We start from the raw sequence: 22,500 nt of genomic DNA, 5'->3' as shown, positions 1-22,500 counted from the left end.
CGCAGGGTGAGTCGGCCCCTAAGGCGAGGCCGAAAGGCGTAGTCGATGGGAAGCAGGTTAATATTCCTGCACCAGCTGTAACTGCGATGGGATGACGGAGAAGGCTAGGTCAGCCGGCCGATGGTAGTGCCGGTCCAAGCGAGTAGGGAGTGTCCTTAGGCAAATCCGGGGACACAATCCTGAGACGTGATGACGAGTTCCCACGGGAACGAAGTGATTGATGCCAAGCTTCCAGGAAAAGTCTCTAAGCTTCAGGTTACAGATGACCGTACCCCAAACCGACACAGGTGGGCAGGGTGAGAATCCCAAGGCGCTTGAGAGAACCCTGGTGAAGGAACTAGGCAAAATGGTACCGTAACTTCGGGAGAAGGTACGCCCTTGGTAGGTGAAGCGACTTGCTCGTGGAGCCGAAGAGGGTTGCAGTGACCAGGCCGCTGCGACTGTTTATTAAAAACACAGCACTCTGCAAACTCGTAAGAGGACGTATAGGGTGTGACGCCTGCCCGGTGCCGGAAGGTTAAGTGATGGGGTTATCTTCGGAGAAGCTCTTGATCGAAGCCCCGGTAAACGGCGGCCGTAACTATAACGGTCCTAAGGTAGCGAAATTCCTTGTCGGGTAAGTTCCGACCTGCACGAATGGCGTAACGATGGCGGCACTGTCTCCACCAGGGACTCAGTGAAATTGAAATCTCGGTCAAGATGCCGAGTACCCGCGGCTAGACGGAAAGACCCCGTGAACCTTTACTATAGCTTTGCACTGGACTTTGAACCTACTTGTGTAGGATAGGTGGGAGGCTTTGAAACAGTGGCGCCAGCTGCTGTGGAGCCAACCTTGAAATACCACCCTGGTATGTTCGGAGTTCTAACCTCGGTCCGTGATCCGGATCAGGGACAGTGCATGGTGGGTAGTTTGACTGGGGCGGTCTCCTCCCAAAGCGTAACGGAGGAGCACGAAGGTACCCTCAGCGCGGTCGGAAATCGCGCAATGAGTGCAAAGGCATAAGGGTGCTTGACTGCGAGACAGACACGTCGAGCAGGTACGAAAGTAGGTCTTAGTGATCCGGTGGTTCTGTATGGAAGGGCCATCGCTCAACGGATAAAAGGTACTCCGGGGATAACAGGCTGATACCGCCCAAGAGTTCATATCGACGGCGGTGTTTGGCACCTCGATGTCGGCTCATCACATCCTGGGGCTGAAGTCGGTCCCAAGGGTATGGCTGTTCGCCATTTAAAGTGGTACGCGAGCTGGGTTTAGAACGTCGTGAGACAGTTCGGTCCCTATCTGCCGTGGGCGTTGGAGACTTGAGGGAAGCTGCTCCTAGTACGAGAGGACCGGAGTGGACGTACCCCTGGTGTTCCGGTTGTCACGCCAGTGGCATTGCCGGGTAGCTATGTACGGACGGGATAACCGCTGAAAGCATCTAAGCGGGAAGCCCCTCCCAAGATGAGGTCTCCCTGGGCACTTGATGCCCCTGAAGGTCCGTCGAAGACCACGACGTTGATAGGCAGGATGTGGAAGCGCGGTAACGTGTGAAGCTAACCTGTACTAATTGACCGTGCGGCTTGACCATATAACACCCAAGTGCGTTGTACGGGCCTCGGCTCACGCAACTGCCGACAACGATCTGAACCGAATTGGTCCTGTCCGAGATGATTGGGCAAGACAAAGCAGTTTTCCTGGCGGCCATAGAGTCCTGGAACCACCTGATCCCATCCCGAACTCAGAAGTGAAACAGGACCTCGCCGATGATAGTGTGGGGCCTCCCCATGCGAAAGTAGGTCACTGCCAGGACCTTATCCCAAAACCCCCGAGCACCCTGTGCTCGGGGGTTTTACTTTGTGCGCCGAAAAAAGCCGCCAGCCGCCAGCCGCCAGCCGCCAGCCGCCAGCCGGAAAGATTGAACCGCAAAGACCCAAAGAACGCCAAGGGGCGTCGGGGATGTGCGGCTGACGCCGCGGCGCGTGCGAGTGCGTGGCCAGCGTTCGGTTCCTGTCCCGGCGCCGATTGCCGTTCTCAGCAGACGTTGACGCTGGTAAAAGCCGGCAACCCAACCGACGGGGCTGTGCGCCGGACGTCGACCGCCCCCCACATTCAAAACCCTTCGCGCCCTTGGCGCCTTTGCGGTTCAATCTCCTGGCCGCTGGCCGCTGGCCGCTGGCCGCTGGCCGCTGGCCGCTGGCCGCTGGCCGCTGGCCTTCAATCCCCCTCACGATCGGAGAATGCTCGATTCAGCGCATCCTGGTACTGCATCCGGGTGACTGTATTGAGGCCGTGTCCGCGTCCCTCGCTGAGTCGGGTTTCGAGCAGCCTGAGGCGTCTGGCTGCCTCGGCGCGTGCCTGTGGATCCTCGACCCGCGCGATGAGCGCCTCGGTGTCGCGGATCTGGCGCAGGGTCTCGATCTCTGGCGGGATGAACCCCGCCCCCTTGAGCAGACGGTAACCGGCGCGCAGGTGTTCGGGGACCATGGCGAGGTCTTCTGTCGGCAGTGGTTTGCCGCTGCCGGGCAGGTCGTCGAGTTCTCCTCGCGCTCGTGCCCGTTCGATATGACGTTCGGCGATTTGATCGATGAGATCCATGTGTCGTGGTTTCGCTTGACTGATCGACTGGGGATTGTAGCTTGGCTGCTGTCATCTCGCGGTCATCGACCAGTCATGCCCCGGGCGTAGATTGCTCCTATGCAACGAGATGGCAAGGGCGGGGTGAGGTGATGCTGGATCGACGATCGCTGATCGAGGACAGACGGGATGGTCTGCGCGAGTCCATGATCGAACTGGGTGAGCGGGTTGCCGGGATGGTGGTCGATGGGCTCGATGTCTTGCGTACACGCGATCTGGAGCGAGCGCGCTCCCTGATCGCGGCGGATCAGCAGATCAATGACGCGCGGCGCGCGCTCGAACAGGAGGCATTGTTGATCCTCGCCGCACACCGACCGGCCGGCCGCGATCTGCGACTGGTTGGCGTGTCACTGGAGATGGTCTCGGAACTCGAACGTATCGCCGATCACGCCGCCGATCTCGGGCGATTGCTGCTGAGACATCCGGGTTGGAACCCAGATTCCCGGGCGTTCGCCTCTCTTTTGGATCTGGGCGAGAACAGCAGACGCTTGCTCGATGAGGTGCTCAATGGCTATTCGCAGGGCGCCGCAAAGGCCATCTCCTCTGCTTCAGAACCAGATTATTTCGCGATAGATCGCGACCTGGATTCGATAAATGTCGACATCATCGCGGAATTGCGCGCAGACCCCGCGAGTGCGCCCGATCAGGTGGCGCTGCTGTGGATGTCACACCATCTCGAACGGATCGCCGAGCGTGCGACCAACATTGCCGAGCAGTTGGCCTATATCGAGACCGGAAACCTCGATGTGCTCGATTGAGCCAGAGCGATCTGGCCGCTGACCCTCGCTGCCATACCCCTTGATCCTCGCCAATTCCCCCCGACCCTCAGCAATTGGGTGTCGGGTCGGGCGCATGACCGTGCTGATCTCCTGGCCCCGAGGAGGGATGAGTGATGCGTGTTCTGGTCATCGGCAGCGGCGTGATCGGTACCACCGCCGCCTATCAACTTGCCCGCGCCGGTGCCGAGGTGACGGTACTCGAGCGCTGTGCCGGCTCCGGTCTGGAGACCAGCTATGCCAATGCCGGTCAGGTCTCGACCGGCTATGCCGCGCCCTGGGCTGCGCCCGGTCTGCCGCTCAAGGCGCTGCGCTGGCTGCTCACCCCGCACGCCCCGCTGCGGGTGCGACCACGGTTGGACGCGGCGATGCTGCGTTTCATGGCGGCGACGCTCGGCAACTGCAGCGCGCGTCACTATGCCCGCAACAAGGCGCGGTTGCTGCGCCTGGCCGAGTACAGCCGGATCGCCCTGGGCGAGTTGCGTGCCGAGATCGGGATCGACTACGACGCCGGCCAGGGCGGGACCCTGCAACTGCTGCGCTCGGCAGCCCAGTTCGATCAGGCGCGGCGCGATCGCGATATCCTCGAACGTAGCGGGCTGCGCTGCGAGCTGCTCGATGTCGAGGGCTGCGTCCGTCACGAGCCCGCGCTCGCCCGGGTCGCCGATCGCCTCGCCGGTGGTCTGCGCTTCCCCGATGACGAGACCGGCGACTGTCTGCGCTTCACCCAGGCATTGGCGGGCCATGCGATCAGGCTCGGGGTCGAGTTCCGCTACGGGGTGCGGGTCGAGGCGCTGCGTATCCGCGACGGCGCGATCACCGGGGTCGAGACCGACGCCGGGCCCTTGGTCGCCGATCGCTGTCTGCTCGCTGCCGGACTCGACGCGGTGCGGCTGTTGCGCCCGCTCGGCATCCGCGCGCCGATCCATCCGGTCAAGGGCTATTCGCTCACCCTGCCGCTGCTCGATCCCGAGGCCGCGCCGCGCTCGACCTTGATGGACGAGACCAACAAGGTCGCGCTGACCCGGCTGGGCAACCGCTTGCGGGTGGCCGGCACCGCCGAACTCTGTGGCATGGACCTGCGGCTACGACGCGGACGCCTGGAGACCCTGCGACGGGTGCTCGTCGACCTCTTCCCCGAGGCCGCCGATCCGCGTCAGGCCGAGCCCTGGGCCGGGCTGCGCCCGATGACCCCGGACGGCCCGCCGATCCTGGGCGAGAGCGGTTGTGCGGGGCTCTATCTCGATATCGGACACGGCTCGCTCGGCTGGACCCTGAGCTGCGGGTCGGCGCGTCTGATCGCCGATCTGATGCTCGGCCGAGCCGCCGCGATCGACCCCGAGGGTCTGACCCTGGCGCGCTATCGCGGCGGCTGGCTGGCCGCCTGAGCGGCTCAGAACACCTGGGTCGCAGCCACCGCTGCGAGCACCAGGAAGAACGCACCGGAGATGCGATGTGCCAGTACGATCGGCAGCCGTGTGAGTAATCGGCAGCCGACGAAGACCCCGAGCGCGGCGGTCACGCCCATCGCCAGGTTGGCGCCGATCCACACCGGCAACGGTGCCAGGGTAGTGGCCATACCGGCGACGGCGAGCTGGGTCTTGTCGCCCATCTCGGCGAGGAACAGCAGCAGGAAGGTCGCGACCAGGATGCTGTGCCCGGAGCGTTGCACCGTCTTCTCGTCACTCTCCATCTCGTCCTCGGTGGTGCGTAGCGCGATGACCCCGAAGGTCGCGAACAGCAGTGCGACCGCTGCGGCCAGCCATTGGTCGGGGATCCACTGGGTGAGCGCGGCGCCGAACAGCACCGCCAGGGTGTTGAGCAACAGGAAGGCGGCGAGTGCGCCGAACAGCACCGGCCAGTGACGGTGACGGGCGGCGAGCGCCATGCACACCAGCTGGCTCTTGTCGCCCATCTCGGCGAGTGCGACCAGCGCGAATGTGGCGAACAGTGTGCCGCCATCGGTCGAGATCATGGTGGTATCGATCATGCCGCTGCGTACCCCTCGATCGCTTGGGGCGTGGCGGTGCGCGGTGAACGGCGCTGGGCCGTGGTCGTCGGAGGTGACATCGGATGGGATCCTCGGGGCCGGGCGCAGGCACAAGACTCGAACACGATGACGCGCGCCCGGCCCATTGGCCGTCGCGTTCGTGCTCGAGGTCTCGTCAAGCCCGTCGGGCCGCATCCGCCATGGCGATCGCCAAGTCTGTTGACGGATGCCCCGCGCGCTGCGCGGGAGACTACTCCCCTCGGAGTGGGCCGCGATTCTCGCCGCCCGGGGTGGGGGTGTCAAGTCAGCCGCCAGCCGCCAGCCGCCAGCCGCCAGCCGCCAGCCGCCAGCAGGATTGAACCGCAAAGCCTCGAAGGGCGCGAAGGGCTGCAGCGATCAGTTGCCAGCGCGGCGTGCCCTGCGGCTTCGGTTGGATCGAAGCGCCGCCGGGGCTGACCGCTCGCTTGAGTCCTTGTGGTCCGGGTTCTTCTGGCCCCATCTCCAGGGTTCGGGCGTTGGATGGAGGGTGGGGAGATGCAGGGTTCGGATTCTGGGCTGTTGGAGGGGATCGCGCGAGACGAGGAGGGTTATCTGCTCGATCCCGCGATGTGGACGCCGGCGCTCGCCGAGGCGCTTGCGGCCGAGGATGGGCTGGAGCTCGACGCCTCGCGGCTGGAGATCGTGCGCTTCGTGCGTGAGCGCTTCGAACGCACCGAGTCGGTCCCCGAGGCGCGGCGGGTGCTCGCGCACATGCGCGATCTCTGGGGCGCGGAGCAGGCGACCCGCCGCGCGCTCTATCGGTTGTTCCCGCGCGGCTACGGCCAGCAGGCGTGCAAGATCGCCGGGATGCGCAAGCCGCGCAAGCTGATGCTCGACGTTTGACCCAGCCGCCAGGGGATTGAACCGCAAAGACCCAAAGGACACGAAGAAAGCGACCAGCCTTCAGCAAACAGCCTCCAGTGTCGGTTTGCGGTCAACCGCGACGCGACGAGACAACCCTGCCCCCTCACTGGAGGCTGGCGGCTGGAAGCCTTTCTTCATCTTCGCGCTCTTGGCGCCTTGGCGGTTCAATCTTCTGATCGCTGATCGCCGAGCCTTCGTAGGTTGGGTTGCCGTTTTCGGCAACCCAACGTCTGCCTTGGGTGCTGGTCTGTCTCAGCGCTCGATGCGGACTCGCCAGGTCAGGGTGGTGCGTCCCTCGGCGGGCACCTCCAAACGCCACACCGCGAGGTCGGCGGCGGCCTTGGTGTGGTCGGCGCTCTCGTCGAGCATGCGCCAGTCGCCGGAGATGCGCTCGCGCACCTCGACCGTCGTCGCCGTGTCCCGGGCGTTGGCCAGCTCAAGCTCGAAGCCGAGTTCGACGGTGTCGTCGCCGATCCGTTCGAGGTCGGTCTGGCGGCGCCGGGCGGTGACGTCGAAGCTCTCGCCGAGGGTCAGGGTGACACGCTGATCAGTGGGCGTGTGGTCGATGGCGTCCTCGCCGACGAACTGGGCCTGTCCGTCGCTGTCTTGCGCATAGACTCGGATGACCCCGCGCGGCAGCGGCATGTCCGGTCCCGCTGCGTCGTTGACGAAGCTCAGGGTGGTACGCACCGGCAGGCGACTCCAGCCGTCGCCGTTGCGGGCGCCGAGCTGTCGTCCGTTCACCACCAGCAGGCGCTCGATCGGGATCGCCTCGGCGGCGAACAGCGCGACCTGCTTGGTCTGGTTGTTGAGCAGATCGGTGCGCCGGGGCAGGGTGTAGAGATGATAGGCGTCGAGCTGTTCGCGTGCGGGCATGGCATCCTCGGCCATGTTTACCCCGAAGCGTATGGACTTTATCGCGCTGACGCGCTCGCGCACCTGGTTGAGTTCGCCGGCGACGAGCTGGAGACGGGCGTCGCGATAGGCCACGCCGCTACGATTGTCGAGCGTGACCCAGGCGTTGAGGGTCATGCGATCGTTGTGCTCGGGGTCGAGCTCGGCGACATAGTCGGCCCGCCAGGACAGCCCGCCGCTGAGATAGGAGAGTTCGAGCGCGCGCGCGCCCGCCGCCTCGGTCTCGAGATGCAGCACCAAGGTCGGCTGATCGCGCAGGTCGGTGGGGACGTCGGGATAGATCAGGTGGCCGACCACCTCGGTCTCGATACGATCGTCGTAGCGCAGCACCACGCCACCGTTGGCCGCCAGAACCCGGGCACGTTCACGGGTACGCTCGCCCTCGGCGTCGGTGCGCACCACCTCGATCTCGCGTCCGACGTACTTCTGCAGCAGGCTCTCGGGGGTGAGCAGGTCGTAGTCGAAGTTCTGTTCCAGCAGTCGCAGTGTGCCGCCGCCCTCGGGTGCGGAGAGCAGGGCCGTCTCCGGGCGGATCTCGGCCGAGACGTTGCGCCAGGCGATGCGGTTTTCGCCCGCTGCAAGCTCGACCCGGCGCCGGTCCCGTACCAGCGCCAGGTCCTCGTTGTAGATGGTCACCCCGAGCCCCTCGCGGGCGCTGTCGTCGAGTCGCAACTCATCGGCGGCGCCGGCCTGGAGCGCGCCGCCGAGGGCGAGCGCGAGCGGGATCCGGGCGAATGGGTGCTGGCGGTTGGGCATGGTGCGGTCTCCTGTGGACGGGCGGGTTAGCCGAGCGTGTGGAGCAGGACCACCTCGGGGCGCATGCGCCAGTGGGCGGGCGACTCGATACCGCTGATCCGGTCGCCGATCCCGGGGGCGGAGAGATCGAGATCGTACAGCGCCACGCTGCGGCGCTGGTTGGCGTTCATGAACACCCGAACCACGGGCTGCAAGGGTCCCTTGCGCCCGCCGCCCACCACCACGCCGAGCAGGCCGCTGTCGAGTCGCACCAGGCTGCCGACCGGATAGATCCCGAGACAGCGGATGAAGCGCTGGACCAGGTCGGCGTCGAAGTGGAAACGGCTCCACTCGAGCAGCTTGCGCAGCGCCAGGTGTGGCTCAAGGCCGGTCTGGTAGACCCGGTCGGCGGTGATCGCGTCATAGACATCGATGATCGCCGCCATCCGCCCCTGGCGCGAGATCTCCAGTCCGCGCCGTCCGCGTGGATAGCCCGAGCCGTCCAGGCGTTCGTGGTGCTCGGCGATCAGCCTCAGCGCGGCCTCGGGCATGCCGGGGAGGGTGCGCAACAGCTCGTGGGCGTGCAGCACATGAGCGTGCACCAGGGCGAGCTCGTCATCGGTGAGTGCGCCTGGTTTGTTGACGATCCCCTCCGGGATCAGGCTCTTGCCGATGTCGTGGAGCAGGGCGCCGAGCGCGATCTCGGCGGTATGGGCGCGTTCGAGTCCGAGGGTGCGGGCGAAGGCGATGGTGAGGACTGCGGCGTTGAACGAGTGCTCTAGGGTGTAGCGCCCGATGCGTCGGACCCGGGTCAGACCGAGCAGGGCGTCGCGATTGCGCTCGAGCGAGTCCATCAGCGCTTCGATCAACTCGGTCAGCGGCGGCAGCTCGGGTGGTTGGCCCCGTCCGGTCTGCTCCATGGCGCGACGGATCAGCTCGAGGGCCTGACGCTGGAGCGGGCGGGCGCGTCTGAGTTCGGTAGCCAGTGGAGTCGGCGGTTGCTCGGGCGGTTGGGCGAGTGCAACCTGGGTCATTTCCTGCTCGAGGTCCTGCTCGACCTCGTTCTGGGTGCGGGCGTCGGCGATGTCGAGGCCCTTGTCGGTGTCGATGTAGAGTTCACGGATGCCGAGGCTGCGGATCTGCGCCAGCGCGCGCGCATCCTCAAGGAGGAAGTCGCTGCGCGCGAGCGGGTGGTCGGACCAGCCGAAGTTGAGGTCATGGACGTGCATGCCGGGGCGCAGCTGGTCGATCGCGATCTTCTTGATCACCGTGGACAGTCTCCATTGTTCGTCGCGAGGTCGGACTGCATGCCAGCGTTCATGGCAGGGGCTGCAGCAGGTCCTCCGGGCGGATGCCCCAGCGTTCGGGCGGCTCGGCGCTGAGGATCGACTCCTCGGCCTCGATCGCGGGATCGGACAGGTCCAGCTCGTCGGGTGGAAGATAACGGCGGCGCTGGATATCGAGCACCAGACGTACCTTGGGGTGGCGCACGCCGCTGCGCCCGGTACCGACCACCACCGCGAGGCGCTGGCTCTTGAGTCGGACCAGGGTGCCGACCGGGTAGATGCCGACGCAGCGGATGAAGTGTTGCACCAGCCCGGCATCGAGATGATGACTGCTCCACTCGAGCAGTTTGCGTAGCGCCCGGTGAGGGTCCATGCCCTTGTGATAGACGCGATCGGAGGTGATGGCGTCGTAGACGTCGACGATCGCCGCCATGCGTCCGTATCTGCTGATCTGGTCGCCGATCTTGCCGTCGGGGTAGCCGTTGCCGTCGATGCGCTCATGATGCTCGGCGGCGACGGCCAGGGCCACTGGTGGAATGCCGGGGGCGCGGGCGAGGATGTCGCGGCTGTCGACGACGTGACCGCGTATGATCTCGACCTCGGCGGCGTTCAGTCGTCCGGGCTTGTTGAGCACCTCGGGGGGGGTGAGGGTCTTGCCGATGTCGTGGAGCAGGGCACCGACGCCGATCTGGTGGACCAGCTCGGGGGAGAGCTTCATCGTGGTGGCGAAGGAGGTCATCAGCACGGCGACGTTGACCGAGTGCTCGAAGGTGTAGCGGTCCATGCGGCGGATCCGCGTCAGCCCGAGCAGCGCGTCGCGGTTGCGGAAGATCGAGCCGACCATGCGACTGATCACCGGGTCGGTGCGCTCGACGTCGATCTGACGACCCAGGCGTACGTCCTCCATCAGCTCGCGAATCAGCTGGTTGGCCTCGCGGTGGACCTTGCGGGCCTGCTCCTGCTCGTCCTCGAGGGTGGTTGGCTGATGGGGGTCCGGGGAGTTGTCGGCGACCTCGACCATTTCGCGTTCGAGCGCCGCCTCGACCTCCAGGCGGCTCGGTGCGCTGGCGACGTCGAGCCCCTTGTCGGTGTCGATGTAGAGTTCGCGGATGCCGAGGCTGCGCACCTGCGCCAGGGACTGTTCGTCCTCGATCAGGAAGTCGTTGCGCACATAGGGGTGATCGGTCCAGCCGAAGTTGAGATCATGGATGTGCATCCCCGGGCGAAGCTGATCGATACGGATCTTTTTAATCATGCCGTCTTGCTGATTGTCCGTCGTGCCGGTACGAGCGCGTCGAGATCTTGCTGCTCGCTGGTTCGACGGACATCATACGATCAAACGCGCGCCCCGGGCAGTCCCGCCCCGGGGCGCGCGGCGCGGTCAGTCGGCGCGCTCCGTCTGGCGTGTTGCGCCGGCTGCGGGGATGAGCTGCTCGGTGCGCAGGATCGTCTCCTTGGCCTCGCCGTTGATCCAGCGCTTCTCGCGTGGGTCGCGCACGGCATAGCGCCCGGTGCGCTTCTGGTAGATCACATAGTCCTCGGTCTGCTTGATCTGCTTCATCGTGAACCTCCGGTTTCTCGTTGATACAGATGGTCGGTCGCGGCCGCGGCCGGTGCCGCCGCGGCGGGGTGACTAGCGAGGGTCGTCGGGGTAGGGGCCGCGCGGCTGGCCCGGGTCGCGCTCGATCTCGATGCGGAACTGTGCGAGCAGCGCGGCGATGGCACCGAGCGCGGTGAGCACCGGGGCGATCAGGGTGAGCGCCGCGGCGACGCCGAGTCCGGCATTGAGCGGGACGTCGGTGAGGATCTGGCCGCTGGGGCGGCGCACGATCAGCCGTCTGACGTTGCCCTGGCGCACCAGTTCCTTGATCTTGTCGACCAGCGCGCCGCCGGCGACCGTGAATTCTTCGCGGGTCGGTCGTCGGTGATCGTCTCTCATGTCTGATTCCTCGGTGTTTCTGGCTTGGATGATCGGGGCCGGGCGATGCCCGGCGGTGTTTCAGTTCGTCGTGCGTGTCGCGGGAAAGGTTCCGTCGACATAGACCCAGTGTCCCTCGAGCCGGATGAAGCGGCTGCGCTCGTGCAGCCGATGTGCGCGACCGCCGATCTTGTAGCGGGCGACGAACTCGACCGTGCCCTGGTCGTCGTCGGGGCCGCCGGCGCTGCTGGCGAGGATGCGCAGTCCGAGCCAACGCGGTGGCGGATCGTCGGGGCCGAGATCGGTCGGGCAGTGTTCGGGGTGCCAGGTGGCGCGCAGATAATCGTACGCCTCCAGGGTGAAGGCGGTGTAGCGCGAGCGCATCAGCCGCTCGGCGCTCTCGGCGTGCGCCTCCCCGGCCAGATAAGGCCCGCAGCACTCCGCGAGCGCCTTGCCGCTGCCGCAGGGGCAGGCGCTCGTCTTCACCACGGGGCTTGGCGTGTTCAGGCGGGCCATAGTGGTCCGGCCTCCATGGCGAGGAGCTGCTCGCGCAGCTGGGCGATGTGCTGTTCCCAGTAGTGCGTGGTGGCGAACCAGGGGAAGGCGGCGGGAAAGGCCGGGTCCTGCCAGCGCCGCGCCAGCCAGGCGGCGTGGTGGATCAGGCGCAGGGTGCGCAGCGCCTCGACCAGGTGCAGCTCGCGCACGTCGAAATCGCAGAAGTCCTCGTAGCCGGCGAGCACGTCGGCGAGCTGTCGGCTCTGCTCGGCACGGCTGCCCGAGAGCAGCATCCACAGATCCTGCACCGCCGGGCCGCTGCGCGCGTCGTCGAAGTCGACGAAGTGCGGTCCGGCGTCGGTCCACAGCAGGTTGCCGCGATGGCAGTCGCCGTGCAGCCGGATCTCGCGTACCCGTCCGGCGCGCGCGTAGCACTCGGCGACCGCCGCGAGCGCGCTGGCGCTCACCTCGGTGTAGGTCTCGCGCAGCTCGGCGGGGATCCACTCTTGATCGAGCAGCAACGCGCGCGGGCCGGTGCCGAAGGCGTCGATGTCGAGTCGCGGGCGGTGCGCGAAGGGGCGGGTGGCGCCGACGGCGTGGATGCGGCCGATGAAGCGCCCGACCCACTCCAGCACCTCGGGGTCGTCGAGCTCGGGGTCGCGCCCGCCGCGTCTCGGGCTGACCGAGAAGCGGTGTCCGGCGAAGTGGTGCAGCGTCTCCCCCTTGATACGCAGCGGCGCGATCGCCGGGATCTCGCGCTCTGCCAGCTCGGTGGCGAAGTCGTGTTCCTCGGCGATCGCCGCATCGCTCCAGCGACCGGGGCGATAGAACTTGACCACCACCGGCGTGGTCTCGTCGAGACCGATCTGGTAGACGCGGTTCTCGTAGCTGTTGAGCGCGAGCATGCGCCCGTCGGGGACCAGGTCGACCGACTCGATGGCATCGAGGATGCGGTCGGGGCCGAGGTCGGCATAGGGTGTGGGATCGGTTGTATCCATGGCACGATTCTACGCGGATCGCCGCCCGCCCGGGGAGCACGATCGGAGATCCAGCCGCTGCTGCGCCGTTCCATGCCCGAGGAGTCCTGATGAAGATGCGTACGACACTGCTCTGTACCCTGCTGGCGCTGTGGCTGCCGCTCGCCGCGGGTGCCGCGCCCTGGCGGGTGTTCGCCGTCGGTGATCTCCCCTACGGTGGGTCCGAGCTGGCCGGGTTGCGGGCGCTGTTCACGCATGCCGCTGCCGAGGGCAGCCCCTTTCTGATCCATGTCGGTGACATCAAGAGCGGCTCGCAGCCGTGCACCGACGCCCAGCTGGCGGGGATCGCCGGGTTGTTCGCGGCACAGCCGGTGCCGGTGGTCTACACCCCGGGCGACAACGAATGGACCGATTGCCATCGTCTGCTGGCCGGCGGCCACGATCCGTTGCAGCGGCTCGCGCGGGTGCGCGCGCTCTTCTTTGAAGACCCCGCCGTGCTGCGGCTCGGGCAGCTCGGCGCCCGGGCCGCAACGCCCGACTATCCCGAACTCTACCGCTTCGTTCATCGTCGGGTGATGTTCGTCGTGTTGCACGTGGTCGGCAGTCACGATGGCGCGCGCCGGGCCGAGCCGCGTGCACAGGCCGAGTCGGCGGCGCGGCGTGCGGCCAATCGCGCGTTGCTGCGCGAGGCGGCCGACGCGGCCCGGGTGGCGGGACTCGATGCGCTGGTGGTGGTCTTCCATGTCGATCCGCTGTTCGAGCGCCGCCGCGCCCCGCGCGCGCTGGGCTGGGTGCGCGAGGCCCTCGCCGAGACCCTGGCGCGCTTTCCCGGGCCGGTGCTGGCGCTGCACGGCGACACCCACCGGCTGCGTCACGATCGACCGCTGCAGGGTGGGGCGGGTGACCGGCTGGTACGTGTCGAGGTGCCGGGGTCGCCCTCGATCGGTGGGGTCTGGATCACCATCGATCCGATCGCCGACGAACCCTTCCAGATCGAGCCGGTGTGGGCGCAAGGGCGTGATCTCGATGGTGAGAATTGAGTTTTACCCCTCAGCGGACTACTCTAGGGGATTCCCTTTTTCGCACCGTTCGCACCGAGGACAGAGTCTATGGGCGCCAGGACCCTCTACGACAAACTCTGGGATGAGCACGTCGTGCGCGTCGACGAGACCGGCACGGCACTGCTCTATATCGATCGTCAGCTGATCCACGAGGTCACTTCGCCCCAGGCCTTCGAGGGGCTGCGTCTGGCCGGGCGCCAGCCGTGGCGTACCACCGCGAACCTCGCGGTGCCGGATCACAACGTGCCCACCAGTGGCCGTGCCCAGGGCATCGCCGACCCGGTCTCGCGACTGCAGGTCGAGACCCTCGACGCCAACTGCGCCGAGTTCGGCATCCGCGAGTTCCCGATGTCCGACCAGCGCCAGGGCGTGGTGCACGTGATCGGTCCCGAGCAGGGCTTCACCCTGCCGGGTTCGACCGTGGTCTGCGGTGACTCCCACACCGCCACCCACGGCGCCTTCGGCGCCCTGGCCTTCGGCATCGGCACCTCCGAGGTCGAGCACGTGATGGCCACCCAGTGTCTGATCCAGCGCAAGTCGAAGTCGATGCTGATCCGCGTCGACGGCCAGCTCGGCGAGGGCGTCACCGCCAAGGACATCGTGCTTGCAGTGATCGGCAAGATCGGCACCGCCGGTGGCACCGGCTATGTCATCGAGTTCGCCGGCGAGGCGATCGAGGCGCTGACCATGGAAGGGCGCATGACGGTCTGCAACATGGCCATCGAGGCCGGGGCGCGCGCCGGGCTGATCGGCGTCGACGAGAAGACCGTGGAGTTCATGCGCGGGCGTCCGCTGGCCCCCGAGGGTGAGCTGTTCGAGCGTGCCGCCGCGCACTGGCGCACCCTGGTCACCGATCCGGGCGCCGCGTTCGACGAGGTCGTGGAGATCGACGCCGCCAGCATCGCGCCGCAGGTCACCTGGGGCACCTCGCCCGAGATGGTGCTCGACATCAACGGCCGGGTGCCGGATCCGGCCGCCGAGGCCGACGCGGTCAAGGCCGCCAGCATCCGTCGCGCGCTCGAGTACATGGGGCTCGAGGCGGGGATGGCGATTACCGACATCCGTCCCGACAAGGTCTTCATCGGCTCCTGCACCAACTCGCGCATCGAGGATCTGCGCGCCGCCGCCGAGATCGCCAAGGGCCGCAAGGTCGCCCCCGGCATCAAGCTGGCGATGGTGGTGCCGGGCTCGGGTCTGGTGAAAGAGCAGGCCGAGGCCGAGGGGCTCGACAAGGTCTTCGCCGAGGCCGGGTTCGAGTGGCGCGAGCCGGGCTGCTCGATGTGTCTGGCGATGAACGCCGACCGTCTGGAGCCGGGCGAGCGTTGCGCCTCGACCTCCAACCGTAACTTCGAGGGCCGTCAGGGGCAGGGTGGTCGCACCCACCTGGTGAGTCCCGCCATGGCCGCCGCCGCCGCGGTGACCGGGCACTTTGTCGACGTGAGGGAGCTGTGATGGAAGCGTTCAAGAACTTCACCGGCGTGGTGGCGCCGCTCGATCGGGCCAACATCGACACCGACGCGATCATCCCCAAGCAGTTCCTCAAGAGCATCCAGCGCACCGGCTTCGGTCCCTATCTGTTCGACGAGCTGCGCTATCTCGACCACGGCGAGCCGGGGATGGACTGCAGCAACCGTCCGCTCAACCCCGAGTTCGTGCTCAACGACGATCGTTACGCCAGCGCCGAGATCCTGCTCGCGCGCGAGAACTTCGGTTGCGGCTCCTCGCGCGAGCACGCCCCCTGGGCACTGGCCGACTTCGGCTTGCGGGTGATCCTGGCACCGAGCTTCGCCGACATCTTCTTCAACAACTGTTTCAAGAACGGCATCCTGCCGATCGTGCTGCCGGCCCCGGTGATCGACGCCCTGTTCGGCAAGGCGACCGGTCCCGAGGCGCTGCGCATCACCGTCGACCTGCCCGGTCAGACGCTGATCCTCGATGACGCCACCCGCATCGCCTTCGACATCGACGCCGGCAACAAGCACCGGCTGATCGAGGGGCTCGACGACATCGGCCTCACCCTGCAGGAGGTCGACACCATCCGCGCCTACGAGGAGCGCCGTCGCGCCGAGGCGCCCTGGCTGTTCATCTGACCCGGTCGCCCGCGCCGTCGCGGCGCGGGCGGGTCCTGACGGCCGCCGTTCGGGCGGCCATCGTCCAAGTATTCGGAGAAATCCCTTGAGCAAGAAGATTCTGGTTCTCGCCGGTGACGGTATCGGTCCCGAGATCGTCGCCGAGGCGATCAAGGTGCTCGACGCGCTGCAGGCCGAGGGCGCGATCGACGTGACCATGGAAGAGGCCCTGGTCGGCGGTGCGGCCTATGACGACTGCGGCGATCCGCTGCCGGCGGCCACCCTGGAGGCGGCCAAGGCCTCCGATGCGGTGCTGCTCGGCGCCGTGGGTGGGCCGAAGTGGGAGCCGCTGCATTTCTCCAAGCGTCCCGAGCGCGGTCTGCTCGGGCTGCGCGCCGGCCTGGGGCTGTTTGCCAACCTGCGCCCGGCCTTCCTCTACCCGCAGCTGGCCGACGCCTCCACCCTCAAGTCCGAGGTGGTCTCCGGGCTCGACATCATGATCGTGCGCGAGCTGACCGGCGGCATCTACTTCGGTGAGCCGCGCGGCGTCGAGACCCTGGAGTCGGGCGAGCGCTACGGCTACAACACCCTCTGCTACAAGGAGTCGGAGGTCGAGCGCATCTGCCGCGTCGCCTACGACATCGCCATGAAGCGCGGCAAGCGGGTGTGCTCGGTCGACAAGGCCAACGTGCTCGAGGTCACCGAGATGTGGCGCGAGGTGGCGATCGAGACCGCCGCCGACTACCCCGAGATCGAACTCTCGCACATGTATGTCGACAACGCCTCGATGCAGCTGGTGCGCGCGCCCAAGCAGTTCGACGTGATGGTCACCACCAACATGTTCGGCGACATCCTCTCCGACTGCGCGGCCATGCTCACCGGCTCGATCGGCATGCTGCCCTCGGCCTCGCTCAACGCCGAGGGCCAGGGCATGTACGAGCCGATCCACGGCTCGGCCCCCGATATCGCCGGTCGCGGCATCGCCAACCCGCTGGCCACCATCCTCTCGGTGGCGATGATGCTGCGCTACTCGCTCGACGCGGGCGAGGCGGCCGATCGCATCGAGGCGGCGGTCTCCAAGGTGCTCGATCAGGGCCTGCGCACCGGCGACATCATGTCCGAGGGCATGCGCCAGGTCGGCACCGCCGAGATGGGCGATGCGGTGGTCGCGGCGCTGCGCGCCTGAGCCGATCGCGCCGAACGCCGGTCGGGACGGAACGCGTCGGTATGCCGACGCGCCGCCCCGGCGGGCGAATCCAGATCAGATGACTGTGGGGTGAGAACAATGCAACGGGTTGGTTTCGTCGGCTGGCGAGGCATGGTGGGCTCCGTGTTGATGGAGCGGATGCGTGCCGAGGGGGACTTCGCGCACATCACCGAGCCGGTGTTCTTCTCCACCTCGCAGGCCGGGCAGCCCGGTCCCGATGTGGGGCGGGGCGCCCAACCGCTGCGCGACGCCGATTCGCTCGACGCGCTGGCGGAGATGGACGTCATCCTCAGCTGTCAGGGCGGCGACTACACCAAGCGCGTCCACCCGCAGCTGCGTGCGCGCGGCTGGGACGGCTACTGGATCGACGCCGCCTCGGCGCTGCGCATGGCGCCGGAGTCGACCATCGTCCTCGACCCGGTCAATCGCGAGGTCATCGACGCGGCGCTCGCCGCCGGTCGGCGTGACTTCGTCGGCGGCAACTGCACCGTCAGTCTGATGCTGATGGCCATCGGCGGGCTGTTCCGCGCCGGCGCGGTGGAGTGGGTCAGCGCCATGACCTATCAGGCCGCCTCGGGCGCCGGTGCACGCAACATGCGCGAGCTGCTGGCGCAGATGGACGCGCTGCACGAGTCAGTCGCGCCGCAGCTGGCCGATCCCGGCTCGGCGATCCTCGAGATCGACCGCGGCGTGACCGCGGCGATGCGGGACTCGGCCTTCCCGACCGAGAGTTTCGGGGTACCGCTCGCCGGCAGCCTGATCCCCTGGATCGACACCCAGCTCGACAACGGTCAGAGCCGCGAGGAGTGGAAGGGCCAGGCCGAGACCAACAAGATCCTCGGCATCGACCCCGCCGCGCCGCTGCCGATCGACGGGATCTGCGTGCGTATCGGCGCGATGCGCTGTCACAGTCAGGCGCTGACCATCAAGCTCTCGCGTGATCTCGAACTCGACGAGATCGAGCGCCTGATCGCCGCGGCCAATCCCTGGGCGCGGGTGATCCCCAACGAGCGCGAGCGCACCATGCGCGAACTCTCGCCGGCGGCGGTCACCGGGACGCTCGAGGTGCCGGTGGGGCGGCTGCGCAAGATGAACCTCGGTCCACGCTATCTCTCGGCCTTCACCGTCGGCGATCAGCTGCTGTGGGGCGCGGCCGAGCCGCTGCGGCGGATGCTCACGATCCTGCTCGCGCAGGGTGCCTGAAATCAAGGATGTTTGCTTGGTGCGCGTCGACCGATCGGATATAGTCGGGAGTCATTTCGTTCGGCCCGTCGGGAGTCGCTCGGGATCCGGCCGACGGATCGTCGCTGCACAAGGTGCATGAGGGAGGACGATGTCTCGCAATCTCACTCTGGCGTCGGTCCTGGCGCTGACCCTGGTCGTGACCGACGCGGGTGCGCTCGGGCTGGGAGGCCTGCAGACGTACTCGGCGTTGAACCAGCCCTTCCGGGGCGACATCGCGCTCATCGACGTCGACCCGGATACCCTGGATACGGTACGCATCGAGCTGGCGCCCGCCGAGGCGTTCAATCGGGCCGGGCTCGAGCGCTATCACTATCTCACCCAGCTCGAGTTCGAACCCGCGGTCAGCGAGGGCGGACTGCCGATCGTCCGGATCACCAGTCGGGAGCCGATCCGCGAGCCCTATCTCGACTTCCTGGTCGCGGCCACCTGGCCCGAGGGTCAGCTGGTGCGCGGCTATACCGTGCTCCTCGACCCGCCGGTGAGCACCCCGTCGCGTGCCCCGGCAGTCACCGCGCCGCGGGTCTCCGAGCGGCCCGCACGCACGCCGACGCCGTCGCGCGCGCCCCTCGAACAGACCGCGCCGAGTCCGCAGTCAGCGCCTGCCGCCATCGAGCTGCCCGAGGGCGTCGATCCCTCGGTCTTCCCCGTCCAGGTCGGCCCGGTCCCCGAGGGGATGGGGCTGTGGCAGTTCGCGCTCGAGTCCAAGTCCCAGGGGGCGAGCCTGGCGCAGACCGCGATGGCGCTCTATCGCGCCAACCAGGACGCCTTCATCCGCGGTGACATCAACCGTCTGGTCGCCGGCGAGACCCTGACCATCCCCTCCGCCGAGGAGCTGTTCGCACTCGATCCGGCGGCCGCGCAGACCGAGTTCCAGGCGGCGATGCGGGGCGAGTCGGTCAACCGCGCGCCCCTGGCGCCGCCACCGCCCGAGCCAGCGCGGCTGAGGATCGCCGGCGAGGTCGGCGAGATGCCCGGTGGTGACGACGAGGCGCAACCCGGCGGCACCTCATCGCCGGCGCGCTCGGCCGAGGTGGTGGCGCTCGAGCAAGAGCTGATGACGGTGATGCAGGCGCACGAGAGCGCCCGTCAGGAGACGCTGGAGCTGCGCGCGCACATCCGCGAGCTCGAATCCCAGCTCGTCGAGATCAAGGAACTGCTGCGCGCCCGCAATGCCGAGGTGGTGCGGCTGCAGACGGCGGCCACGACGGCGGTGGACGATGGCGACTCGACGGCCGCCGCCGAGCCGATGGCCCCTTCGGTCGTTGCCGCGCCCGAATCCGTGACCGAGCCCGCAGCGAGCGAGACGCCCGCGCCCGTGGTGAGCGAGCGGGAGGCGTCCACCGTCAGCGAGCCGGCGCCGAGCAAGTCGCCGCGCCAGTCGCCACCGCCAGTCGTCGAGCCGACGCCCGAGGCGTCCGACTCGCTCTGGCACGCGCTGCTGTTGCCGCTGGCCGGATTCGCCGCGATCGCCGCGCTCGGGCTGATCGGCTTTTCCTGGTGGTCCTCACGCCGGCGCCAGCGTGAGGACACCGAGCTGGTCTCGACCCTGGATATCGAGTCCGAGTTCGAGCCGCTCGACGTGCCGGCGCGTCGCACCGCCGAGCAGGACACCCGGATCAGCGAGGCGGCGGAGCTGTCGGCCCTGGCCGACGAGGATGCCTCGGGCTCGCCCTTCTCCTCGCTCACCCAGTTCGACTCGACCCTCGACGAGGCCGATCCGCTCTCCGAGGCCGATATCTATATCGCCTATGGTCGCTATGACGAGGCGGTGCGGCTGTTGCGCGGCGAACTCGATGCCGCGCCGGAGCGGATGGATCTGCGGCTCAAGCTCGCCGAGGCGTACTTCGCCACGCGCGATGTCGCGGCCCTGGAGGCGTTGCTCGAGGACGGTCGCGCCGCCGATGGCGAGCGCATCGATCCGACGGGGTGGCAGCGCCTGCTCGAGATGCACTCGGCCCTTGCCGCCGGCAGCGGTGCAGAGGCCGCGCCACCGTCGGCTGGCGATGTCGAAGCGGCGGGGCTCGACCTGCCATCGGCCTCGCAGGAGTCGATCTCCCTGCATCTCGAGGATGTCGCCGATCCGGCGCCCGCACCCTCCGAGGACAAGCCCCGGCCCGAGCCCGAGGCCAGGGACGATGACTTCGATCTGCCGCTGCTGTTCGACGACACCGATCTCGAGGAGCCTGCGGCGGCCAAGACACCGCCCCCCGCCCGTGGCGATGGCGCCGGTGGCGAGCGGATTGCGGCCTCGCGTCCATCCGCCCCCGAGGCGTCGCTCGATCCCGGCGCGGCCTCGAAGTCCGCCGCCGACGACTCCGAGCTGATGCTGACCCTGGAGGATCTCGACGGCTTCTCCGATACCGACCTGGCGCCGCAGAGCACGCCCCAGCCGCTCGCGCCCGAGTCCTCTGCCCGTCCCGCGGGCGGGGGCGAGGTCAAGCCGGTGGCCGATACCGACCCCAGCGAGTTCCTGCTCTCGCAGTGGGAGATGGACTCCGGGCTGTGGGACGAGAACGCCACCAAGCTCGATCTCGCCCGTGCCTATCTCGACATGGACGACAAGGAGGCCGCGCGCGGGATCCTCGAAGAGGTGATCGCCGACGGCCGCGAGGACCAGCGCCAGGAGGCTCGTCAACTCCTCGACAAGCTGGGGTGACGGGGCGCGCATGAAACGATCGATCGCCCCCGCGCGGCGGGGGTGGGACACGTCCGTGTCCCTGCAGCCATTCACAGGAGAGAGACCGGCGTGACGCCTGGACGAATCGTGATGGGCGTCGAGTACGACGGCTCTGACTTCCACGGCTGGCAGACCCAGGTCGGGGTGCGCACCGTGCAACAATGCCTCGAGGCGGCGATCTCGCGGGTCGCCGATCATCCGCTCGGCGTACAGTGCGCCGGGCGCACCGACACCGGCGTCCATGCCTTCGAGCAGGTGGTGCACTTCGACACCACCGCCTCGCGCAGCGAGCGCTCCTGGGTGCTCGGCACCAACGTCAACCTGCCGCCCGACGTGGCGGTGCGTTGGGCGCACCGGGTCGAGGGCGATTTCCATGCGCGTTTCAGCGCGGTGGCGCGCCACTATCGCTATCAGCTGCAGGTGCGTCGCACCCGCTCGCCGCTCGCGCGCAACCGTGCCGTCTGGGTCCACGACGCCCTCGACCTGGCGCGGATGCGCGAGGCCGCGCGCGCGCTGGTCGGCGAGCACGACTTCTCGAGCTTCCGCGCCGTGGCCTGCCAGGCCAAGAGCCCGGTGCGCCGGGTGCACTATCTCGAGGTCGACGCCGAGGACGATCTGGTGGTCCTGCGTATCGGTGCCAACGGCTTCCTCCATCACATGGTGCGCAACATCGCCGGGGTGCTGGTGGCGATCGGTCGCGGCGAGGCCGAGGTCGGTTGGACCCGCGAACTGCTGGAGGTCTGCGATCGTACCCGCGGTGGCGTCACCGCACCGCCCCAGGGGCTGTTTTTCGTGCGCGCCGACTATCCCGAACACTTCGCCCTGCCGCAGGCGGTGTATCGCACGCCGTTGCAGCGGCTGGCGGCGGACTGAGGCCCCGGGAGGTTTACGCCATGATCAGGACCCGGGTTAAGATCTGTGGGCTGACCCGCGCGGCGGACATCGACGCGGCGGCCGCCGCCGGCGCCGACGCCGTCGGGCTGGTGTTCCATCCCGACAGCCCGCGCGCCGTCTCCATCGCGCAGGCGCGCTCACTGTGCGAGCGGTTGCCGCCCTTCGTCACCGCCGTGGGCTTGTTCGTCGACGCCGACCCCGAGCGGGTGCGCGAGACCCTGCGCCAGGTGCCGCTGGAGCTGCTGCAGTTCCACGGCGAGGAGTCGCCCGAGTATTGCGCGGCCTTCGGGCGGCGCTGGATCAAGGCGGTGCGGATGCGCCCGGGTATCGTGCTCGAGGCGGCGCGCGCGCGCTATGCCGGCGGCGCCGGGCTGTTGCTCGATACCTATCGCGCCGGGGTCGCCGGGGGCACCGGGGAGCGTTTCGACTGGGCGCGGATCCCGCAGGCGCTGCGCGGCGAGATCGTGCTCGCCGGTGGTCTCGCACCGGACAACGTCGCCGCGGCGATCGCCGCAGTGCGGCCCTTCGGCGTCGACGTCAGTGGTGGCGTCGAGGCGTCGAAAGGGGTCAAGGATCACGCAAAGATTTCCGCCTTCATGACAGGGGTAAGAGATGGCGACAGATGCCGATAGCACGCGTCCGCTGAGCCAGCGGGCCGCCAGCCAGGGGCACTACGACCTGCCCGACGCCGATGGTCACTTCGGGCCCTATGGCGGTACCTTCGTGCCCGAGACG

Annotated in this window: 20 protein-coding genes, 2 rRNA genes and 1 riboswitch (1 of these 23 only partly in view); of the genes, 13 read left to right on the top strand and 9 right to left on the bottom strand. The window is 67.7% G+C overall.

Annotated elements, in window-relative coordinates; genetic code table 11:
- Together ACAM26_RS15745 and rrf are read left to right on the top strand one after the other, a co-directional pair.
- Positions 1 to 1,571 (top strand): 23S ribosomal RNA (locus ACAM26_RS15745) (it extends 1,317 nt beyond the left edge of the window).
- Between the two features lie 105 nt (positions 1,572 to 1,676).
- Positions 1,677 to 1,792: ribosomal RNA gene (rrf, locus tag ACAM26_RS15740) — 5S ribosomal RNA — on the top strand.
- A gap of 405 nt (positions 1,793 to 2,197) precedes the next feature.
- On the opposite strand, the gene ACAM26_RS15735 is transcribed toward rrf, so the two are convergent.
- Positions 2,198 to 2,578 carry a DnaJ family domain-containing protein gene (locus ACAM26_RS15735; RefSeq protein WP_369614070.1) on the bottom strand — a complete coding sequence of 127 codons (381 nt, stop codon included), beginning with the start codon at positions 2,576 to 2,578 and terminating at the stop codon, positions 2,198 to 2,200.
- Between the two features lie 131 nt (positions 2,579 to 2,709).
- On the opposite strand from ACAM26_RS15735, the gene ACAM26_RS15730 reads away from it, so the two are divergent.
- Both ACAM26_RS15730 and ACAM26_RS15725 read left to right on the top strand, forming a co-directional pair.
- Positions 2,710 to 3,375 carry a phosphate uptake regulator PhoU gene (locus ACAM26_RS15730; protein ID WP_369614069.1) on the top strand — a complete coding sequence of 222 codons (666 nt, stop codon included), beginning with the start codon at positions 2,710 to 2,712 and terminating at the stop codon, positions 3,373 to 3,375.
- A 134-nt stretch (positions 3,376 to 3,509) separates the two neighbouring features.
- Positions 3,510 to 4,781, top strand: coding sequence for a D-amino acid dehydrogenase (locus ACAM26_RS15725; protein ID WP_369614068.1), 1,272 nt, complete (start codon positions 3,510 to 3,512; stop codon positions 4,779 to 4,781).
- 5 nt (positions 4,782 to 4,786) lie between these two features.
- Here ACAM26_RS15725 and ACAM26_RS15720 read toward each other — a convergent pair whose 3' ends face one another.
- Positions 4,787 to 5,383 carry a TMEM165/GDT1 family protein gene (locus ACAM26_RS15720; RefSeq protein WP_369614067.1) on the bottom strand — a complete coding sequence of 199 codons (597 nt, stop codon included), beginning with the start codon at positions 5,381 to 5,383 and terminating at the stop codon, positions 4,787 to 4,789.
- Positions 5,384 to 5,561: 178 nt separating this feature from the next.
- Positions 5,562 to 5,660, bottom strand: a riboswitch (yybP-ykoY riboswitch).
- A 257-nt stretch (positions 5,661 to 5,917) separates the two neighbouring features.
- Between ACAM26_RS15720 and ACAM26_RS15715 the strand changes: the two genes are divergently transcribed.
- Positions 5,918 to 6,265, top strand: a complete 348-nt coding sequence (locus ACAM26_RS15715; protein ID WP_123141554.1) for a TusE/DsrC/DsvC family sulfur relay protein — start codon at positions 5,918 to 5,920, stop codon at positions 6,263 to 6,265.
- Between the two features lie 273 nt (positions 6,266 to 6,538).
- Here the strand turns inward: ACAM26_RS15715 and ACAM26_RS15710 are convergent, their stop codons facing one another.
- The 7 genes from ACAM26_RS15710 to ACAM26_RS15680 all read right to left on the bottom strand — a co-directional run bounded on the left by ACAM26_RS15710 (position 6,539) and on the right by ACAM26_RS15680 (position 12,633).
- Positions 6,539 to 7,957 (bottom strand): DUF4139 domain-containing protein, encoded by a 1,419-nt coding sequence (locus tag ACAM26_RS15710; protein WP_369614066.1) that lies wholly within the window; start codon positions 7,955 to 7,957, stop codon positions 6,539 to 6,541.
- A gap of 26 nt (positions 7,958 to 7,983) precedes the next feature.
- Positions 7,984 to 9,204 carry an HD-GYP domain-containing protein gene (locus tag ACAM26_RS15705; RefSeq protein ID WP_123141552.1) on the bottom strand — a complete coding sequence of 407 codons (1,221 nt, stop codon included), beginning with the start codon at positions 9,202 to 9,204 and terminating at the stop codon, positions 7,984 to 7,986.
- A 49-nt stretch (positions 9,205 to 9,253) separates the two neighbouring features.
- Positions 9,254 to 10,477: an HD-GYP domain-containing protein gene (locus ACAM26_RS15700; protein WP_123141551.1), complete on the bottom strand. Its 1,224-nt coding sequence runs from the start codon at positions 10,475 to 10,477 to the stop codon at positions 9,254 to 9,256.
- 126 nt (positions 10,478 to 10,603) lie between these two features.
- The gene (locus tag ACAM26_RS15695) at positions 10,604 to 10,783 is read right to left on the bottom strand and encodes a hypothetical protein (RefSeq protein WP_123141915.1); all 180 of its coding nucleotides are present in this window, start codon (positions 10,781 to 10,783) and stop codon (positions 10,604 to 10,606) included.
- Between the two features lie 72 nt (positions 10,784 to 10,855).
- Positions 10,856 to 11,161, bottom strand: a complete 306-nt coding sequence (locus tag ACAM26_RS15690) for a DUF4342 domain-containing protein (RefSeq protein WP_123141913.1) — start codon at positions 11,159 to 11,161, stop codon at positions 10,856 to 10,858.
- Positions 11,162 to 11,221: 60 nt separating this feature from the next.
- Positions 11,222 to 11,656 (bottom strand): YchJ family protein, encoded by a 435-nt coding sequence (locus tag ACAM26_RS15685; RefSeq protein WP_369613490.1) that lies wholly within the window; start codon positions 11,654 to 11,656, stop codon positions 11,222 to 11,224.
- Positions 11,644 to 12,633, bottom strand: a complete 990-nt coding sequence (locus tag ACAM26_RS15680) for a serine/threonine protein kinase (protein ID WP_369613491.1) — start codon at positions 12,631 to 12,633, stop codon at positions 11,644 to 11,646. The genes ACAM26_RS15685 and ACAM26_RS15680 overlap by 13 nt, the downstream gene beginning before the upstream one ends.
- An 89-nt stretch (positions 12,634 to 12,722) precedes the next feature.
- On the opposite strand from ACAM26_RS15680, the gene ACAM26_RS15675 reads away from it, so the two are divergent.
- The 8 genes from ACAM26_RS15675 (at position 12,723) to ACAM26_RS15640 (ending at position 22,397) form a co-directional block, all read left to right on the top strand.
- Complete coding sequence (locus ACAM26_RS15675; protein WP_123141547.1) at positions 12,723 to 13,652, top strand: metallophosphoesterase; 930 nt, start codon at positions 12,723 to 12,725, stop codon at positions 13,650 to 13,652.
- A gap of 69 nt (positions 13,653 to 13,721) precedes the next feature.
- Entirely contained in the window at positions 13,722 to 15,125 is a 1,404-nt protein-coding gene (gene leuC / locus ACAM26_RS15670; RefSeq protein WP_123141546.1) for a 3-isopropylmalate dehydratase large subunit, read from the top strand.
- Complete coding sequence (gene leuD, locus ACAM26_RS15665) at positions 15,125 to 15,763, top strand: 3-isopropylmalate dehydratase small subunit (protein WP_005224567.1); 639 nt, start codon at positions 15,125 to 15,127, stop codon at positions 15,761 to 15,763. The genes leuC and leuD overlap by 1 nt, the downstream gene beginning before the upstream one ends.
- A gap of 85 nt (positions 15,764 to 15,848) precedes the next feature.
- Positions 15,849 to 16,928: a 3-isopropylmalate dehydrogenase gene (gene leuB, locus ACAM26_RS15660; protein WP_123141908.1), complete on the top strand. Its 1,080-nt coding sequence runs from the start codon at positions 15,849 to 15,851 to the stop codon at positions 16,926 to 16,928.
- 99 nt (positions 16,929 to 17,027) lie between these two features.
- Positions 17,028 to 18,152 (top strand): aspartate-semialdehyde dehydrogenase, encoded by a 1,125-nt coding sequence (gene asd, locus ACAM26_RS15655; RefSeq protein ID WP_123141906.1) that lies wholly within the window; start codon positions 17,028 to 17,030, stop codon positions 18,150 to 18,152.
- 130 nt (positions 18,153 to 18,282) lie between these two features.
- The gene (locus tag ACAM26_RS15650; protein ID WP_369613492.1) at positions 18,283 to 20,850 is read left to right on the top strand and encodes a FimV/HubP family polar landmark protein; all 2,568 of its coding nucleotides are present in this window, start codon (positions 18,283 to 18,285) and stop codon (positions 20,848 to 20,850) included.
- Positions 20,851 to 20,961: 111 nt separating this feature from the next.
- The gene (gene truA / locus ACAM26_RS15645; protein ID WP_123141542.1) at positions 20,962 to 21,744 is read left to right on the top strand and encodes a tRNA pseudouridine(38-40) synthase TruA; all 783 of its coding nucleotides are present in this window, start codon (positions 20,962 to 20,964) and stop codon (positions 21,742 to 21,744) included.
- Positions 21,745 to 21,767: 23 nt separating this feature from the next.
- Entirely contained in the window at positions 21,768 to 22,397 is a 630-nt protein-coding gene (locus tag ACAM26_RS15640; RefSeq protein ID WP_369613786.1) for a phosphoribosylanthranilate isomerase, read from the top strand.
- Positions 22,398 to 22,500: the final 103 nt, after the last annotated feature.

The sequence above is a fragment of the Marichromatium sp. PS1 genome (assembly GCF_041155115.1).
Lineage (GTDB): Bacteria > Pseudomonadota > Gammaproteobacteria > Chromatiales > Chromatiaceae > Marichromatium > Marichromatium gracile.
The sequence above is the reverse complement of the archived record's forward strand: the minus strand, read 5'-3'. Positions and strand labels throughout refer to the sequence as shown.

Excerpts from the sequence above, each read along its gene's own strand:
- ACAM26_RS15650 (WP_369613492.1), top strand. The coding sequence starts at position 18,283 with ATGTCTCGCAATCTCACTCTGGCGTCGGTCCTGGCGCTGACCCTGGTC.
- ACAM26_RS15695 (WP_123141915.1), bottom strand. The coding sequence starts at position 10,783 with ATGAAGCAGATCAAGCAGACCGAGGACTATGTGATCTACCAGAAGCGC.
- ACAM26_RS15690 (WP_123141913.1), bottom strand. The coding sequence starts at position 11,161 with ATGAGAGACGATCACCGACGACCGACCCGCGAAGAATTCACGGTCGCC.
- leuD (WP_005224567.1), top strand. The coding sequence starts at position 15,125 with ATGGAAGCGTTCAAGAACTTCACCGGCGTGGTGGCGCCGCTCGATCGG.
- ACAM26_RS15675 (WP_123141547.1), top strand. The coding sequence starts at position 12,723 with ATGAAGATGCGTACGACACTGCTCTGTACCCTGCTGGCGCTGTGGCTG.
- asd (WP_123141906.1), top strand. The coding sequence starts at position 17,028 with ATGCAACGGGTTGGTTTCGTCGGCTGGCGAGGCATGGTGGGCTCCGTG.
- truA (WP_123141542.1), top strand. The coding sequence starts at position 20,962 with ATGGGCGTCGAGTACGACGGCTCTGACTTCCACGGCTGGCAGACCCAG.
- ACAM26_RS15685 (WP_369613490.1), bottom strand. The coding sequence starts at position 11,656 with ATGGCCCGCCTGAACACGCCAAGCCCCGTGGTGAAGACGAGCGCCTGC.
- ACAM26_RS15700 (WP_123141551.1), bottom strand. The coding sequence starts at position 10,477 with ATGATTAAAAAGATCCGTATCGATCAGCTTCGCCCGGGGATGCACATC.
- ACAM26_RS15730 (WP_369614069.1), top strand. The coding sequence starts at position 2,710 with ATGCTGGATCGACGATCGCTGATCGAGGACAGACGGGATGGTCTGCGC.
- ACAM26_RS15680 (WP_369613491.1), bottom strand. The coding sequence starts at position 12,633 with ATGGATACAACCGATCCCACACCCTATGCCGACCTCGGCCCCGACCGC.
- ACAM26_RS15715 (WP_123141554.1), top strand. The coding sequence starts at position 5,918 with ATGCAGGGTTCGGATTCTGGGCTGTTGGAGGGGATCGCGCGAGACGAG.
- ACAM26_RS15725 (WP_369614068.1), top strand. The coding sequence starts at position 3,510 with ATGCGTGTTCTGGTCATCGGCAGCGGCGTGATCGGTACCACCGCCGCC.
- ACAM26_RS15710 (WP_369614066.1), bottom strand. The coding sequence starts at position 7,957 with ATGCCCAACCGCCAGCACCCATTCGCCCGGATCCCGCTCGCGCTCGCC.
- leuC (WP_123141546.1), top strand. The coding sequence starts at position 13,722 with ATGGGCGCCAGGACCCTCTACGACAAACTCTGGGATGAGCACGTCGTG.
- ACAM26_RS15720 (WP_369614067.1), bottom strand. The coding sequence starts at position 5,383 with ATGATCGATACCACCATGATCTCGACCGATGGCGGCACACTGTTCGCC.
- ACAM26_RS15735 (WP_369614070.1), bottom strand. The coding sequence starts at position 2,578 with ATGGATCTCATCGATCAAATCGCCGAACGTCATATCGAACGGGCACGA.